The organism is Martelella lutilitoris, from assembly GCF_005924265.1.
GTDB lineage: Bacteria > Pseudomonadota > Alphaproteobacteria > Rhizobiales > Rhizobiaceae > Martelella > Martelella lutilitoris.
This window is the reverse complement of the sequence record NZ_VCLB01000002.1, coordinates 1-18,228: the sequence shown is the minus strand read 5'-3', so window position 1 is coordinate 18,228 and position 18,228 is coordinate 1. Positions and strand designations below refer to the sequence as shown.

Genomic DNA, 18,228 nt, shown 5'->3' with positions numbered 1-18,228 from the left:
CAATGACCAAAGACTTCTCCGCCTTCCGGATACGCCTTGTTTCCGGCCGCCCTCAGGGCAAAGGCCCCTACCCTGCTGCGTTCAAGGAAATACTCAGCCTTGCTGCCGGAAAGCACGCCTTTGAGACCGTGACCGCCTGGTCCGGCTATGCCGAGACGCCGCTTGTCGCGCTCGCGCCGCTTGCCGCAAAGACTGGCGTCGGCGCGATCCATTTCAAGCACGAGGCCGGGCGCTTTGGCCTCGGCTCGTTCAAGGCGCTTGGCGGGGCCTATGCGGTTTTCCGTTTGCTGGAGGCCAGGATTACCGAGAAGACGGGCAAGCCCGTTGAGATCGCCGCCCTGCTCGATGGCGACTATGCAGACATCGTGTCCGGCATCACCGTCACCTGCGCCACCGACGGCAATCACGGGCGGTCTGTCGCCTGGGGCGCGAGCCTTTTTGGCTGCCAGGCGGTGATCTTCATCCACGAGACCGTTTCCAGGGCGCGCGAGGATGCGATCGCCCATTACGGCGCACAAGTCGTGCGCGCAAAAGGCAATTACGACGACAGCATTCGCGAGGCAGCCCGCCAGGCCAACGCAAACGGCTGGTTCGTGGTCTCCGATACCTCCTATCCGGGCTATACGGATATCCCCCGCAATGTGATGCAGGGCTATAGCGTGATGGCAGAGGAGGCGATCCGCCAGATGGACCGCAAGCCGCCGACCCATATCTTCATTCAGGGCGGCGTCGGCGGGCTGGCAGCCGCCGTCACCGCGCATTTCTGGGAGACCTTTGGCGCCGATGCGCCCCGCGTCATCGTCGTCGAGCCGGAAAACGCAGCCTGTCTTCTCGAAAGTGCCGCGGCCGGCAAGCCCACCGTGGTCGGCGGCGCGCTGGACACCATTATGGCCGGCCTTGCCTGCGGCGAGCCATCGATCATCGCCTGGCCGATCCTTGAGGCAGGCGTCTCGAATTTCATCGAGATCGAGGACGAGGCTGCGGCCGAAACCATGCGGCTTCTCGCCTCCGGCGACGCCGGCAAACCGCTTGCCAGCGGCGAAAGCGGCGTTGCCGGGCTTTCCGGCTTCCTCTGCGCCGCCGCCCGACCAGACTGGAAAGAAACGCTCGGGCTAAGCCCCGACTCCGTCATCCTCTGCTTCGGCAGCGAGGGCGACACCGATCCCGCGCTTTACGAAGAAATCGTCGGCCGTCCCGCAAGCGACGTGGAGCAGGCCCGATGATGGTCAATGACCTGCGCATCAATGGCGCCCGCCTTGTCACCCGCCTCGAAAAGCTCGGCGCGATCGGCGCGCTTGAAGGCGGTGGCGTGTCGCGTCTGGCGCTGACGGCGGATGAAAAACGCGGCCGCGATCATCTGGTCAGCGAAATGAAGGCGCTCGGCCTTGAGGTGAGTATTGACCCGATCGGCAATATTTTCGGCACCCGCAAGGGACGCACCGACGGCCCGGTCGTCATGCTCGGCTCGCATATCGATACGGTTGCGACCGGCGGACTTTACGATGGCGCGCTCGGCGTTCTGGCCGGCCTCGAAGTCGTCGCCACGCTGAATGACGCCGGGATCGAGACCGAACACACGGTCGTGGTGGCCGCCTTCACCAATGAGGAGGGCGCGCGTTTTCAGCCGGACATGCTCGGCAGCGTCGTCTTTGCCGGCGATATGTCGCTGGAAGAAGCGCTCGATATCGTCAGCATCGATGGCAAACGGCTTGGCGACGAGCTCGCGGCGATCGGCTATGCCGGAAAAGACGCCGGGCCGAAGGATATCGCCGCCTATTTCGAACTGCATATCGAGCAGGGTCCGGTGCTTGAGGACGAAGGCCTGCAGATTGGCGTTGTGCGCGGCGTGCAGGGCATATGCTGGACCGAGATCACCATTGCCGGCCGCTCGGCCCATGCCGGGACCACGCCGATACGCCTGCGCCGAGATGCGGGCCTTGCCGCGGCCCGCATTGCCGCCGGCGTCGGCGACCTGGTGCGCGAGATCGGCGGCGAGATGGTCGGCACGGTCGGCGCCATCAATCTTGCCCCCAACCTCGTCAATGTCGTTGCCGAAAAGGCCGTGATCACCGTCGACCTGCGCCATCCCGATGCCGAAACCCTGGCAAGGGCCCGGGCGTCGCTCGCCAGCCTTGTCAGCGATGTGGCGCTGAAGGAGGACGTCGAGATCACCGCCCGCACGCTTGCCGATTTTCCCCCGACCGATTTTGCGCCGGCGCTTGTCGACTGCGTGGAGCAGACGGCCCTCGGCCTTGGCCTTTCGACCCGGCGGATGTTTTCCGGCGCCGGCCATGATGCCCAGATCATCGCGAGCCTTGCGCCGGCGGCCATGGTGTTCGTTCCGAGCGTCAACGGCATCAGCCACAACGTCACGGAATTCACGGCCCCGGCAGATCTCGAGAATGGCGCGAACGTGCTGCTGCAGGCAGCGCTTCACAAGGCCATGCCAACCAATGGAGAAAATGCCTGATGGCAAGATATGTTGTTGTCGGCGCGGCCCAGCTCGGCCCGATCGCCCGTTCGGAAACCCGCGCCAGCGTCGTCGAGCGCATGATCGCGCTGATGGAAAAGGCTGCAAGCCGGCAGTGCGATGTCGTTGCCTTTCCGGAACTGGCGCTGACGACCTTTTTTCCGCGCTGGTTCATGGAAGATCAGGCCGAAGTCGATGCCTTCTTCGAAAAATCCATGCCAAATGACGATGTTGCGCCGCTTTTTGCCCGCGCGAAAGAACTGAAGATCGGCTTTTCGCTCGGCTATGGCGAACTGACCGAGATCGACGGCGTCACCCATCGCTACAATACGACGATCATCGTCGAAAAGACCGGCGAGATCGTGCACCGCTACCGCAAGATCCACCTGCCCGGCCACCCCGAACACGAACCCTGGCGGCCGTTCCAGCATCTGGAAAAACGCTATTTCGAGCCGGGACCCGAGCCGTTTTCAACGGCAGAGGCCTTCGGCGGCATCTTCGGCCAGGCGATCTGCAACGACCGCCGCTGGCCGGAGACTTACCGCGAACTGGCGCTGCGCGGGGCGGAAATGGTGCTGATCGGCTACAACACGCCGGTGCACTACCCGCTTGCCCCCGAGCATGACCACCTGCAGAATTTCCACAATCACCTCAGCCTGCAGGCCGGCGCCTACCAGAACGGCATGTGGGTCGTCGGCATCGCCAAGGCGGGCAAGGAGGAAGGCTGCGACCTGATCGGCCAGAGCTGCATCGTCGCCCCCACCGGCGAGATCGTCGCCATGGCCGGCTCGCTGTCCGACGAGCTGATCACCTATGACTGCGACCTCGACCGCTGCAAGGAAATCCGCGAGAACATCTTCAACTTCCGCCTGCACCGGCGGCCGGAGCTTTATACGGCGCTGACGAGGACGGACTGAGTTCAGTCGCGAACAAAGTTGGTAACGGCCTCTTCGGCGGGCGTCTCACCGCCCTTGAGCTCGATGATCTCTCGCCGCCCCCCTGTCGTCACGAACGACAATGAAATCAACCGTCAGACAGAAGCGTTTCTTTCATCTCCAGCGGCGGATCGCTTTCGCCTTCGACCAGTTCCAGTGGCCAGATCTTGCCCTTTGGCACGTCCTTGTAGTTCTCGGCAAAGGTCGGCAGGTTGGAAAGGAGCATTTCGCCGAGCATGCGTCCCAGCGCATCGAGATCGAGGCGGAAACAGGTCAGTCGCGGCAGCAGAAAGCGGCCCACCGGGCTTTCGCGCTCGGCGATCACGGCAAGGTCGCGGCCGGGCGTCAGCCCCGCCTCGCCCAGGCGGCGATAAAGGCCGACCGACATCAGTTCGGCAATCAGAAGGATCGCGGTCGGTCGATCCTCGGTCGCCAGCACCTTTTCGGCGACATCATAGCCGCCCTCCTCGCTGGTCTCGGCATGAAAGACGATGTTTTCGTCGAAGGGCAGGCCGCAATCGGCAAGTCCCTGCCGGTAGCCTTCGAGGAATAGCGGGCCGAGATTGGCATCCACATTCGGCACGGCCACGGCGATGCGCCGGTGCCCTCGGCCGAAAAGCCGGGTCACCGAACTGCGGGCGATCCCCTCGAAATCAAGGTCGATCCAGGAGGCGTCGCCGAGGCTTTCACTGCGTCCGAGCGTCACGAACGGCATGTTCGCGCGTCGCAGAATATCGAAGCGTTCATCGTGCGTACGGGTCGCCGTCAGGATCACCGCGTCAACGATGCGTTGCGCCACCATGCGCTGGAGAAAACTGTCGGGATCCTCGTCGCGCGAACACAGAAGAAGCACAAGATCGAGCTTGTGTTTCTTCAATGCGGTCTGCAGCCCATGAATCACGCCAAAAAAGAAGTTGTCATTGTTTTCGCCAAGGCTGTTGCCTTGCGTCAGGATCAGACCGACCGTGCTCGTTGTCCCCTTCCTGAGGCTGCGGCCAGACTGGTTGGGCACATAGCCGAGCTCCATCGCCGCCTTCAAAACCCGCTCGCGCGTCTGCGCATTCACGTCCGCCTTGCCGTTCAGCGCACGCGACACCGTACCAATCGAAAGTTGCAGGTGATCAGCGAGCTGGCGGATGCCCGTCATGGTTTCTCCAATTTTGAGGTTCGTACCTCTATTGACAGCAGAACCGGTCCGTGTCTATTGTCGTAAACGTTTACGGAGCGTGTTTTAGCGATTTCGGGACTGAAAAGTCAATGACCGTGAAAGGGTCCGCGCTTGCGGGAACTGGATCGGACCATTCCCGATCGCCAGAAAACGAAATCCGTCGAAGCCGGCCGGGAACGGCCGGAAAACCTATACGGGAGGTAACTATGAATCGCGCCAAACTCATGCTGTGTGTATCCGCTGCTGCCCTGAGCCTTGGAACGGCTGTTCCGACGCTTGCGCAGGAGCCGGTTACGCTGAATATCTGGACCGTCGACAAGACCGGCCAGCCGACGCCGGATCTCGCTCGCGAATTTGACGAAAGCGAACCCAATATCGACGTCGTCTACCGCGAGGTCAACTTCGCCGACCTGATGAGCGAGGCGATGCGCGCCTATTCGGTCGGTCGCGCGCCGGACGTCTTCGCCGTCGACAATCCCGACACGGCCATGCTGGCCGCCAACGGCGCCCTGTTGGACCTGACGGACATGATCGAACAGTCCGATGTCATCAATGTCGATGAGTATTTCGAAGGCCCGATGGCGTCGGCCACCTGGGACGGTCGCATCTACGGCGTACCGAAGGCGACCAACACGATCGCCCTTTACTACAACAAGGACATGTTCGAGGAAGCCGGCATCGAAGAGCCGCCGAAGACCTGGGACGAACTGATCGAGGATGCCCGGATCCTGAACGATCCGGAAAATGATGTTTACGGCGTAGCGTTCTCGGCCAAGGCTTCCGAAGAAGGGACCTTCCAGTTCCTGCCTTTCGTGCAGATGGCCGGCGGCAGCTACGACAACATCAATTCCGAGGGCGGCGTCGAAGCGCTGACCTTCTTCAAGACGCTGCTGGACGAAGGCCTTGCTTCGCCTGATACGGTGTCGCGTACGCAGTGGGCATCGACGGCAACCTTCAACGCCGGCAATGCCGCCATGGCGATCTCCGGCCCCTGGGAGATCAACCGCATGGCCGATGAGGCCGAGTTCGACTGGGGCGTTACGCTTCTGCCGACGCCTGCCGAAGGCTCCCCGCGTTCGTCCGCCATGGGCGACTATAACTGGGTGATCTTCTCCTCCACCAAGCACCCGGAAGAAGCCTTCAAGGCGCTTGAGTTCTTCGCCGAGCAGGACAAGGATCTGTTCGAACGCTTCGGCCAGATCCCGGCCCGCAACGATATCGAGATCCCGCCGACCGGCAACGAGGCCAAGGACGAAGCGCTGCATGTCTTCCTGGAGCAGATGCAGTACTCCCAGCCGCGCGGCCCGCACCCGCAATGGCCGAAGATCTCCAAGGCCATCCAGACGGCCCTGCAATCGGCACTCGCCGGCTCGCAGACGCCGCAGCAGGCGCTTGACCAGGCTCAGGCGCAGATCGACAAGATCACCGGAAAGTAATCTGCTTTTCCTGAAAGCCGGGATTTACCGCCACGCCCCCATAGAGGGCGTGGACGGGGAGGGCTTGCCTGATATCCCGGTTTTCATCCGTTTAATCGCCCAAGGGAGCTTCAACAATGCGCAAGGCGCTCTCAACGCTCTGGGACGGACGCGGTTTCGATCTGATACTGGTGGGCATTCCGCTCATCTTTCTGATCGCGATTTCCGGTTCGGCTCTGGTCTACAACGTGATCATGAGCTTTCAGGAAGTGGACATCTTCAGTCTCGGCACCTTCTTTCGTCCCTTCGTCGGCCTCGACAACTACATCGCAGTGCTGACCGATCCGCAGGCCTGGCCGATCTTCGGCAACACGCTGATCTTCGTGCTCTGCTCGCTTGGAGGACAGTTCCTCTTCGGCTTCTTCCTGGCGCTGTTCTTCAATATGCAGTTTCCGGGTTCGACCTATCTGCGCGGCCTGTTTCTGGTCTCCTGGGTCATGCCCGGCCTTGTCACCGGCGCGATCTGGAACTGGCTTCTGGCCGGCGATTTCGGCGTGATCAACTTCTTCCTGCAGTCGATCGGCGTCATTGACGACCCGATCTTCTGGCGCTCGTCCCCGGACTTTGCGCTCTGGAGCGTGATCATCACCAATATCTGGTTCGGCACCGCCTTCAACATGATCCTGCTTTCGGTCGGCCTCGCCGCCATCCCGAAGGATCTCTATGAAGCCGCAAGCCTTGACGGCGCCAACGCATTCCGTCGCTTCCACACGATCACCCTTCCGATGATGCGCCCGACGATCGGCGCGCTCCTGTCGCTCGGCCTGATCTTCACCCTGCAGCAGTTCGACCTGTTTGCCGCGATCACCGATGGCGGTCCGAACAATTCGTCGAACGTCGCCCAGTACTGGGCCTGGCAGCTTTCCTTCCGTGAATACGATTTCGCACGCGGCGCGACCGTTTCGGTGCTGATGATCACACTCGTCATCATCGCGGCCGTCTTCTATGTGCGCTCGACCCGCCATGAGGTGCGCGGATGACCCCGACAACCCGAAACACGCTGCTGATCGCCTGCGGTCTGGTCCTGGCAGCCATCTATCTCTTCCCGCTCTACTGGATGTATGTGACCGCGCTGAAAACCAGCACGGCGATGTTTGCCGCACCGCCGAGCTTCGTACCGCCGAACCCGCAATGGGACGTCTTTTCCGGCGTCTGGGTCGAGCGTCATATGGCGACCTATCTGAAGAACTCGTTGATCATCGCAAGCTGCGCCGTCCTGTTCATCGCCACACTCGGCTCGGGCTGCGCCTATGTCCTGGCCCGCTACCGCAGTGTGTGGGTCGATGTCGGCCTGTTCCTGGTGCTGATGCTGCAGGTCCTGCCGGCATCCCTGATGGTCACGCCGATCTTTGTCGGTTTCTCGCAGATCGGCCTGCTCGACTATCCGCGCATCGCCGTCATCGTGGCGATCACCGCCAAGGCCATGCCGTTCTTCGTCGTGTTGGTGCGCGCCACCTTCATGAACGTGCCGGCAGAGCTGGAAGAGGCAGCCCTCGTTGACGGCAATTCCCGCTTCGGCGCCTTCATCCACATCGTGCTGCCGCTTGCCCGCAACGGCATCCTCGTCAGCGCGCTGTTGATCTTCATGCAGGCCTTTGGCGAATTCGTCTACTCCAAGTCGCTGATCCAGGATGTCGAGCTGCAGCCGGCAAGCGTCGGTCTCTCCACCTTCATGGGTCCGAACTCGGTCGATTGGAACCGGATCATGGCCTACGCCTCGATCTACGTCACCCCCATCCTCGCTGCCTTCGTGCTGCTGCAGCGCAAGATCGTCTCCGGCCTGACCTCGGGAGCTTTGAAATGACAACCCAGATCGAATTCAACGCGGTCGAGAAGTATTACGGCCGCTACCACGCCCTCAAAAACGTCAACCTCACGATCGAAAAGGGCGAGTTCGTCGCGCTTGTCGGCCCGTCCGGCTGCGGCAAGTCCACTTTGCTGCGCACGCTGGCCGGTCTGGAAAAGATCTCCGGCGGCGAGGTGAAGATCGCGGGCGAGAAGATGAACGACATGCCGCCGCGCCGGCGCGATATCGCCATGGTGTTCCAGTCCTATGCGCTCTATCCGCATATGACGGTCGAGGAAAACCTGACATATAGCCTGCGCACCCACGGCATGAAGAAGAAGGATGCCCAGGTGAAGGCCCGCGAAGTGGCCGAGACCACGGGGCTTTCCAACCTGCTGGAACGCTATCCGCGCGAACTCTCCGGCGGTCAGCGTCAGCGCGTGGCCATGAGCCGCGCCATCATCCGTGATCCGAAGGCCTTCCTCTTCGACGAGCCGCTGTCCAACCTCGATGCGGCGTTGCGCGTTCACATGCGCAAGGAAATCCGCACGCTGCATGATCGCCTCGGCGCAACCTCGGTCTATGTCACCCATGACCAGATCGAGGCCATGACCATGGCCGACCGCGTCGTTTTGATGAAGGAAGGCCGGATCGAGCAGCAAGGCGCGCCGCTCGAACTCTATGACAGCCCGGCGAACCAGTTTGTCGCCGGCTTCATTGGTTCTCCGGCGATGAATTTCCTGCCGGCAGTTGTGGGCGAGGATGGCCACAGCCTGAAGCTAGAACTCGGCGACGGCGACGTTCTGCCCTATGCGGGCAAGCTGGAAGCCGGCCGCAAGGTGACCGTGGGCTTACGGCCTGAACATCTCGAGCTGGTTTCGGCGGAAGAAGCCCAGTTCAGCCTGCCGCTCAGGATTGCCGAGGCGACGGGCGCGACGACTTTCCTGTTCACCGCCAGTGACCCGGAGATCGCCGTCGTCATCAACGACCGCGCCGCCGTGACGCCCGGCGAGCCGCTGAACATGCGGATCGCCCCCGAACTCATCCACATCTTCGACCGCGAGACCGGCATCCGGCTCTGACCGGTCCCGCGCGCAGCGATGGCGCCTCCCCGCCATCGCTGCCCGAATTCATAAGGACTTACCAACATGAAAATCATGGACGGCAACTGGCATGTGCGCCAGAATTTCGACCTCAACCAGCCGCTTGAGGTCTTTGATGCCCGCGTCAAGGACGGCAATCTGGTCATCCGCGCCACCACCTGGCCGATGAACGATCGCGCCAACCAGATCAATGCCCGCCTGATCATCCTCACCTTCTCCGCACCGATGGAAGGCATGATCGGGGTGAAAAGCGAGCACTTCCGCGGCGGTCTCGACAAGGGACCGCATTTCGACCTCTATCCGGACGAAGGCTTTGCGCCGGAAATCGAGATCACGGACGAATTCGCCACCCTGAAAAGCGGCAACCTCACCGCCCGTGTCGCCATGAACGGTCGCTGGAACCTCGAATTCCTGCGCGACGGAAAACCGATCACCGGATCCGACTACAAGGCCGGCGGCCATGCCATCGACCATGACGACAATGACCGCACCCATATGTTCGAGCGCTTGAGCCTCGGTGTCGGCACCAAGGTCTACGGTCTCGGCGAGCGCTTCACCGAATTTGTCAAAAACGGCCAGATGGTCGATATCTGGAACCGCGACGGCGGCGCCAACACCGACCAGGCCTACAAGAACATTCCGTTCTTCCTGACCAATCGCGGCTGGGGCGTGTTCGTCAACAATCCGGGCCGCGTCGAGTTCGAAATCGGCTCGGAGAAGGTTCACAAGGCGCTGTTTTCGGTTCCGGGCGAAAGCCTCGAATATTACGTCATCGACGGGCCGGACCCCAAGGGCGTCATCGACCGCTATACGAAACTCACCGGCCGCCCGGCGCTGCCGGCCCGCTGGTCCTTCGGCCTGTGGCTGACGACATCGTTCACCACCGAATATGACGAAGCGACCGTTACCGGCTTCCTCGACGGCATGGCCGAGCGCGACATTCCGCTCCACGTCTTCCATTTCGACTGCTTCTGGATGCGCGGCCTGCACTGGTGCGATTTCGAATGGGACCCGGAAACTTTCCCGGAACCGGAAGCCATGCTGAAGCGCTACAAGGAGCGCGGCCTTAACATCTGCGTCTGGATCAATCCCTATATCGCCCAGGAATCCAAGCTCTTCGACGAGGGCAAGGAAAACGGCTACCTGATCAAACGTCCTGACGGCTCCGTCTGGCAGTGGGACCGCTGGCAGCCCGGCCAGGCCGTGGTCGACTTCACCAACCGGCAAGCCTGCGACTGGTATGCCGGTTATCTGAAGGATCTGGTCGGCCAGGGCGTCGACTGCTTCAAGACCGATTTCGGCGAGCGCATTCCGGTCGACGTTGCCTATCATGACGGCTCCGACGCCGAGACCATGCACAACTACTATACCTTCCTCTACAACAAGGTCGTCTATGAGGCCCTGCAGGAGACGAAGGGCGAGGACGAGGCGGTGCTGTTTGCACGCTCGGCCACCACCGGCGGCCAGCAATTCCCGGTTCACTGGGGCGGCGACTGCTATTCGGACTATGAGTCCATGGCCGAATCCCTGCGCGGCGGCCTGTCGCTCGGCCTTTCCGGCTTCGGCTTCTGGAGCCATGATATCGGCGGTTTTGAGGCAACGGCCGAAGCCGATGTCTACAAGCGCTGGTGCGCCTTCGGCCTGCTCTCCAGCCACTCGCGCCTGCACGGCTCCAAGTCCTACCGCGTGCCGTGGCTCTATGATGAGGAAGCCGTCGATGTCCTGCGCTTCTTCACAAAGCTGAAGATGCGCCTGATGCCGACAATCTACGAAGCTGCCTGCGAAGCGCCCAAGACCGGCCTGCCGGTGATGCGCGCCATGATGCTGGAATTTCCGGAGGACCGAAGCTGCGACGCGCTCGACCGCCAGTACATGCTCGGCGAGAAGCTTCTCGTGGCGCCGGTTCTCGACAGAGCGGGCAATGCCGAAATCTACCTGCCGAAGGGCCGCTGGACGCACCTCCTGTCCGGTGAGGAAGTTGAAGGCGGTAGCTGGCGTGTCGAAAACCACGACTTCATGAGCCTGCCGCTCTACGTCCGCCCCTCAAGCCTCATCGTCTGGGGCGCGGTCGACGACAAGCCGGACTATGACTATGCGGAAGGCGCCCTCTTTGCTCTCTACGCGCTCGAAGACGGCAAGACGGCAAAAGCCACGATCTTCGCCGACAAGGGCGTGAAAACGCAGGCGCTGGCCGTTTCCCGCGATGGCAACACGCTGACGGTCAATGCATCGGACGCGGACCGTCCGTGGCGCCTGCGTTTGCAGAACGTCACTTCCGTCGCCAGCGCCGGGGATGCCGGCATTGCGGAAACCGCCGAAGGCGTGATCCTCGAAGGCAAGGGCAATATCACTGTGACGCTCTGAGAACAGCTGCGCGTTTTCCGACATTTGTCCATACGCGCGCAAGAAAGTTGTAAAAGATCGCAGCGCATCGGTCCGAAAACCGGAATCGAGTTTCGGGCCGATGCATAGAAACAATAGGTTAGCGCATCCTTTGTGCGTCCGCACAGACGCACGGCTCCCTAGGCCTGTTTCTGATCCGAGAGGCAGCGGCCTCTCGTACCCGCCCGCATTTTGCCGTCGAAGCGGGGGCGTTGCGGAGAACGCCCCCGGTTTACTGGTCAGAACTTGATCTGGATCTGCCCGGTGAGGTTCTGGCTCTTGTAGCCGCCGCCGAACTGGCCGGTATAGCTGACGCCGACGCTGACATTTTCGGAGAAATCGGTCGTCCAGCCGACGGAGAAGACCGCCTGATCCTCGGCGAGCGGCGCGCCCGACATGTTGAACACATCCCCTCCGTTAAAGCGCAGCGCGGCGGTCGGATCGATGTCGCCATAGGCGTGTCGCCAACCGGCCGAACCGGTCAGTTGGCTGCGATAATCGCCGAGGGGAATGTCCCAGGCGCCGCGCAGGCCCACCGTGGTGAAACCGGTATTCATCTCGGAAGCGCTGCGCGAGAAGGCTGCAGGACCGCCGGTTTCGGTGAAGCCGTCGGACGTCTGATGGATATAGCTCGCATCGGCATAGGGCTCGAGACGGAAATTGTCGCCCATGTCGAATGTATATCCGAAGCTTCCATAGACCTGGAAGGTGCCGGCATCGTAGCTGCCCGATATCCTGTCGGAGAAAGCCGAAAAATCGATGCTGCGGCTGGTGGAGATGTCGTGCCATGTATAGGCGGCGCCGAAATCGGTTCCCCATCCGCCCCATTGTCCGCCCCCGTAAAGGCCGAGCGTGTAGTCGTCGCTGGAGCCTTTGGCATTCTGACCCTCCACCTCGTAGGTGGATTGACCATAGCCGAAGACGCCGCCGAAGCGCATCGAGCCAAAGGCGCCGACATCGACGCCGATGAAGGTGCCGCCGACGGAATCCGTCAGGGCGGCGCTGCCGGCCGTGCCGTCAAGCTTTGACCACGAGCCGTAGCCCGTTGCCCAGACGCCAATGCCGCTATTGGTTTCCTCGAAGGTTCCGAAGGGGGTTTCGACGGCGGGAGCTGCGGCATAGTTGGAGACCGCGGAGGCCTGCCGGCCGTCGGCGATGCCGCCGAGCGCGGCACGGACCTGCCGACCGGTGGTATCGCTGAGATAGCGGCTGTTGGCGATCATGGCAGCGTCGCTCGAGGCATAGATGCTGCCTGAAAGCTGGTCGAGCGCCGCAAGAAGCGTCGGACCGTCGTCCTCCAGCTCCCGCAGAAGGGTCCGCAGGTCGCCGCCGACATTGTCGAGCACAAGGCAGGCAGAATGGTGCGCCGAGCAATCGAGGCGGTTGCGCGACGTGGTGGCCGTCACGATCAACTGATGATTGTTAAGGGGGTTTACCTGGATGAGGCCGCCGACGCCATTGTCGGAGAAGGTGGTCGTCTCTGTCCAGGTGATATTGCCGGTGGCCTGGATCAGAACGAACTCGTCGCCGAGCTCAAGGTGTCCACTGATCGGGGAGACCGAAACATTGGCGCCGGTGGCGATGGTCACGGATCCTGACGCCACGATCTGGCTTGCCATGTTCCCGGCGTAATCCATGATAAAGGTCAGCGTTGCCGACGAATCCACGTCGAGGATGTCCAGCGTGACGGTCCCCGTCGAGGCCACCGGTGTCTGGCTGCCGATGATCATGCTGCCGTTTGCGGCGACATGGACCGAACCGAGCGAAGAATCCTTGGCAGTCAGCCGCGCGCCGCCCATGACGTTGATCGTCCCGCCGAGCGCGGCGTTTGCCGGAACAAACAGAAGGCCGGAAGTGATGTTGGTCGTGCCGGAGAACTGATCGCTCGCGCCGGTGAGCGTGAGGGTATTGCCTGAGCCGGCATTGATATCGAAGGTTCCCCCGGGCGCCACGGCATCGGAGATCACGCCGCCAAAGGTCGCATCGGTTGTGACATTCCAGCTCCACGTCGCGGCGCTGGCAATCGAGATGTCGTGGGGAACTGAGTTTTCATTGACCGAAGTCAGCGTGCCGGCGGAGACCGTGGTCTCGCCATCATAGTTATTGTCCCCGGCAAGGATGAGCGTACCATCGCCTTTCTTGTTCAGACCGGAAGATCCGATGAGCGGAACGTCGATCGTCGCCGTCGTCGTCCCGCCGCCAGACGGGTTGACGACGTCGATCTCGGCGTCGGCGCCACTAGTCTGGGGCACGAGGTTGAGCACATCCTGCGTTGAACTGGCGGCGAGTGTGTAACCATTCGCCGTGAACTGCATGCCGGAAACTGCGATTACATTGTCCGGAGCGTTCGGACTGACCACGGTGACCGGGCCACCGGCATTGCCGCCGAACACGCCGTACCCCCCGCTGCCCCATTCTCCCGGCGGCGATCCCTGGGCATCGGTCCAGTTCTGGTTGGACATGGTCCAGGTGCCTCGCCCGCCAGCGCCCATTGGCGTGCCGGGATTGGCGGTGAGGCCGTTCCAGTAGAGATAGGCGTCTTCACCGACAAGAAGGTCTATCTGGCCGGGACCGTTAGGGGTCATTTCGTTGGCCTTCAGCCGATAATAGACGTCATTGACGGTTGCGATGCCGGACGCGGCAATCAAACTCAATTCTCCAAGCCGCCGCGTCGCATAGGCGATCAACGGATAGGTTCCGTCATTCAGCGCTGGTCCGTTGTCGATAGTCACCTGCAGCGTCGCGCCGCTGATGAACAGCTGCCCGGTCTGAATGACCGCGCTTGCATTGGCGGTTTCATGCAGTTCGACCGCGAGGATCGATGCGGTCGAGCCGGTCTTCACCAGTGTGAGCTGCGTTCCGGCTGTCAATGCGCCTCCATTGACCGAGCCGGAGATCGTGCCGCCGCCTTCGATGAAGACGGAGCCGCCCAGTGTGCCATGCCCGGTCAGCGTGGTGTTGCCCTGCACCGTCGTGGTGCCACCGAAATTGCCGCTGTTGCTGTTTAAAGCAACTGTGCCGCTGGCGATGTTGAAATTGGCGTTCGACGCAGTACCCGAAATGACGTTGGCGGCTCCAAAGGTCACCGGTCCGTTCGTGTTGACCTCCAGAGTCGCTCCGGGATTCTCAAGATTGATGCCGGCAGGCAACGATCTGCTGCCGCCAATCACGAGCGTCCCCGCCGAAACCGTCGTTTCACCCGTATACTGGTTATCCGCCGTCAGGACGAGCGTGCCCGCGCCGGTTTTCGTCAGGCCGGCGTTCCCGGCCAGAATGGTGTTGATGGTGGCGGTTTGACCCGAAGTGTCGACATCTACCGTCACCGCATTGCTGCCGGCGGGGGCAAGTGTGAGCTGGTCCACGGCGGCGTTCGGATTGATGTCGTAGCTGACGCCGGTGAATGTCATGCCGCCGACATTGATCGCGGCCCCACTGCTGTCGACGGTCACGGTTCCATCGTTCCTCTCGAAGATCGCAGTCGCGCCCTGCGTCCAATCATGAGGAGCTGGCACAGGATTACTGTCACTATCCGACCAGAAACGATCAGCGGTCCAGCCGCCGCTGCCGCCGAGGTTCTGCGGCACCGTTGTCTGTCCGGGGTTCCAGAAGTTGTCGCCCGGCGCGGTCACGGCGAGGACAATCTGGTTCGTGCCTTGTTGTTGCAGGTGATAGTTTGGATTGGTTCCTGGCGCGAAAGCAAGAAGGGTGAGATCCGTCGTACGGCTCCCGCTGTACTGGAACAGAACGTAGTGATTGTTGAGCGGCAGATCCGCCCCGTTCAAGACATCGACCGTGATCGTGCCGCCATTGTCGAAATGGAAGTCTCCGACGCTGAAGAGCGGTGTGTTTCCCGGTGCCTGTGCGTTCAGCGAGACGATGATCATCGACATCGAATCCGTAAGCGTCAGACTTCCGGCTCCGACGGTGAAGGTAGGATCGGCCTGCGCGCCGGAAAGCGTGGCGCCGCCCTGAACCGTCACCGCGCCGCCGATCCCGCCGCCGCTCGTGCTCATGAGCGTTGCCCCGGTGGCAACGGTGGTCGCCCCAGTGAAATTCGTCGCGCTGGTACTTTGGAAATCAACCGTTCCGGTTCCGCCGATCGCAAGATTGGCGCCGGCGACGCCCGAAAGCGCGTTCGTGAACACAAGCGTGCTCATATTCTGAGCGAAGAGGGACAGCGTCGCAGTCGAATCGACGCTGATGTCATTCAGTACCGCCCCGCCGCCGGCGGTGCTGCCGATCTGCAGGATGCCCTGCGCGACCCGCGTGCCGCCGGAAAAGGTTTTGTCGCCATTCAGGATCAGTGTGCCTGTTCCTGCCTTGCGAATGCCCGCTGTACCGGTGAGATCGACATCGAGCGTGGCCGTAAAATCCTGACGAACCTCGATTTTTGAAAGGTTGTCGGAGAAATCAGAGAAAAGCGTCAACGCGTCCGTTTGCTGGGGGCCGCTGAGCGTGTAGCCGTCCACGGCGAAAGACAGTCCGGCGACCGTGATCGCCCCGCCGGCGCCCGCCGAACTGTCGATCGTGACAACGGCAGGCGGCGGCAAATCCGATCCCTCAAAGACGGCGACGGTCTTCTGGTTCCACGGTCCGTGCGGATGCCCGCTGCTATCCGTCCAGTTGCGATCAGTGCTGCTGGCCGTCCAGCGGCCATTGCCACCCACAACGGGTTGCAGTCCGGAGTCTCTACTTCCGTTCCAGTAGCTCTGGGCGCCTTCGCCGATCACGATGGCGACGATATTGCGCATGCCAACGGTCATCATCGAGACGGTCACGTCCTGGCTGTTGACGCCAATGCCCGTCGAGTTCACGTCGATCTTGAGATCATCGATACTGTTCGTGAGATTCCCGTAGGAGATCAGGTAATAGGCGCCATCGCCGAGCTCGCCGCCGACGGGATTCGCATTGGTGACGTTGACCAGACCGCCAAGCGTCAGGTCTCCCGAAGCATCAAACAGCGGCGTCGCCGCCGGCGCCTGGAATGCAGCACGAATGACAGAGCCGCTGCTTCCGGCTATGCCATCGGTCAGGACAAGATTATCCATCCCGAACGGCTGGTTCGCAATTCCGGAAAGGAACGCACCGTCGGAAACCGTCGTCGTTCCGCCGATACTGCCGTTGTTTCCGGTGAGTGTCGCCCCGCTTTGAACGGTCGTCTGGCCCGTAAAGCCAGTAATGCCGCGGTTAAGGCTGTTAAGGCTGACGGTTCCGGTGCCGCCGATATTGAACTGGGGGGCGGTCCCCCCGCCGGCGCCGCTGGCCAGCATGTTGTTGATTGTAACGGTTGATGTTCCCTCCGCCATAATCGTAAGCGTGGCATTTGGGTTGACCGTGATGGTTGAGGCGCGGTTGATCGAACCGTTGGTCGTGCCGTCACCAAGCTGAAGCGTGCCCTGCGAGACCGTCGTGGCGCCGGTATACTGGTTGTCCGCCGTCAGCACGAGCGTGCCCACGCCGGTCTTGGTGACCGGACTAGCCGTCATGCCATCATCTATCATTCCAACGGCGATCGTCGCCATTGCGGCGTTGACCGCGATATCCACCGACGCGCCATTGGCGTTGAGCGTGAGCACATCCGCCTGACCAGTCCTCGAAATCAGGCTGTAGCCGGTGGTATCGAACGTGAGGCCATTGACAAGGATGGGCGCGCTGCTGTCGACGGTGATGGCGGCGGAGAGGGCTCCCTGAAAAATGGCGTTGGCGCTCTGGGTCCAGGGACCGGGAGACTGGCCCTGTGAGTTGGACCAGTTCTGGCCACCGCTCGCGGTCCAGCTTCCGGGGCCGCCGAAATTGCCGGAACCCGGTGGCGTTTGCGGATGCCAGTATGCGCCCTGCCCGACGGGGCTTTCTGGTATGATATAGATGAAAGTACCGTCGTTTCCGAGACTGTAGTTCTGCCCCATTGGATTCTGCAGCGTGAGATTGCCAAGACTTCCGGCCGGATCAAATGTCGTGTACCGGATCAGATTATAATGCTGACCGATGTCGGTCAGCATCGTCGGCATGTACATGACCGTTCCGCCCTGAAGGTTCAGCGTATCGACCGTGATCAGCGGAGCTGTATTGGCCGTGGCGTTGAGCGTCACCGACAAGCTGGAGCCGGGATTGAGCGTCAGGGTTCCGCTGATCGCAAGTGGCGTGGCGTTGGCGACAGTGCCCGAAAGCGTGCCGCCGGTGACGCTGACATTGCCACCGATCGTGCCGGTCCCCATGAGCGTTCCACCGGTGACGTCGACATTACCGCCGAGTGTCCCCATAACGTTGAGCGTGCCGCTTTCCACAGTCGTCGTGCCGGCGAAGTTGGTGCTCGGACTTAGGAAGTTCACAGTTCCCGTGCCGATGACGCGCATGGCCGCCGTGGTCGAGCCGTTGCTGTCGACGATCGTGCTGAATCCAAGCGTCGGCGAGGCATTGAAGACGAGTGTGCCACTCGCTCCGACACTGATGTTGCCATCAACCCCGCCATTGGTCGTGCCGTCGCCGAGTTGAAGCGTGCCACCGGAAATGGTGGTCGTACCTGTATAGGTTTTTGTTCCGGTGAAGACCAGCGTGCCGCCGCCCGTCTTCTCCAGCGTGCTGACGGCGGCGTTGGCATTGTTCTGTCCGTTCTGGATGTTGACGCCGATGGTCGCCGTCACGAGATTGTCGACCTGCAGCGTGCCGGAAGAACTTGAATAGGGAGACAGCGTCAGCAGACCTCCTGCCCCGCCGAGCAGCACATAGCCCGTAGGCGACATTGCTGTCACAGCCTGGAACTCCAGCCTGTCGAATCCCATTGTGCTACCGACTGTCACCTGGCCGCCGTTTTGACCGGCGAAGATACCGACGGAGCCTGCCCAGGCAGCATTGCCCTCACCGTTGATGGTCGACCATTTGTTGGAGGCGGTTGTCCAGGAGCCGCTTCCG

At 61.8% G+C, this 18,228-nt stretch carries 10 protein-coding genes; 8 read left to right on the top strand and 2 right to left on the bottom strand.

Translation table 11 applies throughout. The annotated features are described in order from the left end of the window. Positions 1-2 precede the first annotated feature (2 nt). The 3 genes from FF124_RS02875 to FF124_RS02865 are packed head-to-tail and all read left to right on the top strand — an operon-like array spanning position 3 to position 3,387. Positions 3-1,223 (top strand): diaminopropionate ammonia-lyase, encoded by a 1,221-nt coding sequence (locus tag FF124_RS02875; protein WP_138746996.1) that lies wholly within the window; start codon positions 3-5, stop codon positions 1,221-1,223. Next, positions 1,220-2,470, top strand: coding sequence for a Zn-dependent hydrolase (locus tag FF124_RS02870; RefSeq protein ID WP_138746995.1), 1,251 nt, complete (start codon positions 1,220-1,222; stop codon positions 2,468-2,470). Before FF124_RS02875 ends, FF124_RS02870 begins: the two co-directional genes overlap by 4 nt. Further along, positions 2,470-3,387, top strand: a complete 918-nt coding sequence (locus FF124_RS02865; RefSeq protein ID WP_138746994.1) for an N-carbamoyl-D-amino-acid hydrolase — start codon at positions 2,470-2,472, stop codon at positions 3,385-3,387. The genes FF124_RS02870 and FF124_RS02865 overlap by 1 nt, the downstream gene beginning before the upstream one ends. A gap of 106 nt (positions 3,388-3,493) precedes the next feature. On the opposite strand, the gene FF124_RS02860 is transcribed toward FF124_RS02865, so the two are convergent. Next, the gene (locus FF124_RS02860; protein ID WP_138746993.1) at positions 3,494-4,552 is read right to left on the bottom strand and encodes a LacI family DNA-binding transcriptional regulator; all 1,059 of its coding nucleotides are present in this window, start codon (positions 4,550-4,552) and stop codon (positions 3,494-3,496) included. Positions 4,553-4,797: 245 nt separating this feature from the next. Between FF124_RS02860 and FF124_RS02855 the strand changes: the two genes are divergently transcribed. From FF124_RS02855 to yicI, 5 genes are all read left to right on the top strand, one after another. Then, on the top strand, positions 4,798-6,009 hold the full coding sequence (locus FF124_RS02855) for an ABC transporter substrate-binding protein (RefSeq protein ID WP_246072175.1): 1,212 nt from the start codon (positions 4,798-4,800) through the stop codon (positions 6,007-6,009). 116 nt (positions 6,010-6,125) lie between these two features. Then, entirely contained in the window at positions 6,126-7,028 is a 903-nt protein-coding gene (locus FF124_RS02850) for a carbohydrate ABC transporter permease (RefSeq protein ID WP_138746991.1), read from the top strand. Then, positions 7,025-7,852 (top strand): carbohydrate ABC transporter permease, encoded by an 828-nt coding sequence (locus FF124_RS02845; protein ID WP_138746990.1) that lies wholly within the window; start codon positions 7,025-7,027, stop codon positions 7,850-7,852. Before FF124_RS02850 ends, FF124_RS02845 begins: the two co-directional genes overlap by 4 nt. Then, positions 7,849-8,916 carry an ABC transporter ATP-binding protein gene (locus tag FF124_RS02840; protein ID WP_138746989.1) on the top strand — a complete coding sequence of 356 codons (1,068 nt, stop codon included), beginning with the start codon at positions 7,849-7,851 and terminating at the stop codon, positions 8,914-8,916. The genes FF124_RS02845 and FF124_RS02840 overlap by 4 nt, the downstream gene beginning before the upstream one ends. A 66-nt stretch (positions 8,917-8,982) precedes the next feature. Then, positions 8,983-11,301 carry an alpha-xylosidase gene (yicI, locus tag FF124_RS02835; protein WP_138746988.1) on the top strand — a complete coding sequence of 773 codons (2,319 nt, stop codon included), beginning with the start codon at positions 8,983-8,985 and terminating at the stop codon, positions 11,299-11,301. Positions 11,302-11,558: 257 nt separating this feature from the next. On the opposite strand, the gene FF124_RS02830 is transcribed toward yicI, so the two are convergent. After that, on the bottom strand, positions 11,559-18,098 hold the full coding sequence (locus FF124_RS02830) for an autotransporter domain-containing protein (RefSeq protein ID WP_210237422.1): 6,540 nt from the start codon (positions 18,096-18,098) through the stop codon (positions 11,559-11,561). Between the last annotated feature and the right edge of the window lie 130 nt (positions 18,099-18,228).

Excerpts from the sequence above, each read along its gene's own strand:
- FF124_RS02830 (WP_210237422.1), bottom strand. The coding sequence starts at position 18,098 with ATGGGATTCGACAGGCTGGAGTTCCAGGCTGTGACAGCAATGTCGCCT.
- FF124_RS02855 (WP_246072175.1), top strand. The coding sequence starts at position 4,798 with ATGCTGTGTGTATCCGCTGCTGCCCTGAGCCTTGGAACGGCTGTTCCG.
- FF124_RS02870 (WP_138746995.1), top strand. The coding sequence starts at position 1,220 with ATGATGGTCAATGACCTGCGCATCAATGGCGCCCGCCTTGTCACCCGC.
- FF124_RS02845 (WP_138746990.1), top strand. The coding sequence starts at position 7,025 with ATGACCCCGACAACCCGAAACACGCTGCTGATCGCCTGCGGTCTGGTC.
- FF124_RS02860 (WP_138746993.1), bottom strand. The coding sequence starts at position 4,552 with ATGACGGGCATCCGCCAGCTCGCTGATCACCTGCAACTTTCGATTGGT.
- yicI (WP_138746988.1), top strand. The coding sequence starts at position 8,983 with ATGAAAATCATGGACGGCAACTGGCATGTGCGCCAGAATTTCGACCTC.
- FF124_RS02865 (WP_138746994.1), top strand. The coding sequence starts at position 2,470 with ATGGCAAGATATGTTGTTGTCGGCGCGGCCCAGCTCGGCCCGATCGCC.
- FF124_RS02840 (WP_138746989.1), top strand. The coding sequence starts at position 7,849 with ATGACAACCCAGATCGAATTCAACGCGGTCGAGAAGTATTACGGCCGC.
- FF124_RS02850 (WP_138746991.1), top strand. The coding sequence starts at position 6,126 with ATGCGCAAGGCGCTCTCAACGCTCTGGGACGGACGCGGTTTCGATCTG.
- FF124_RS02875 (WP_138746996.1), top strand. The coding sequence starts at position 3 with ATGACCAAAGACTTCTCCGCCTTCCGGATACGCCTTGTTTCCGGCCGC.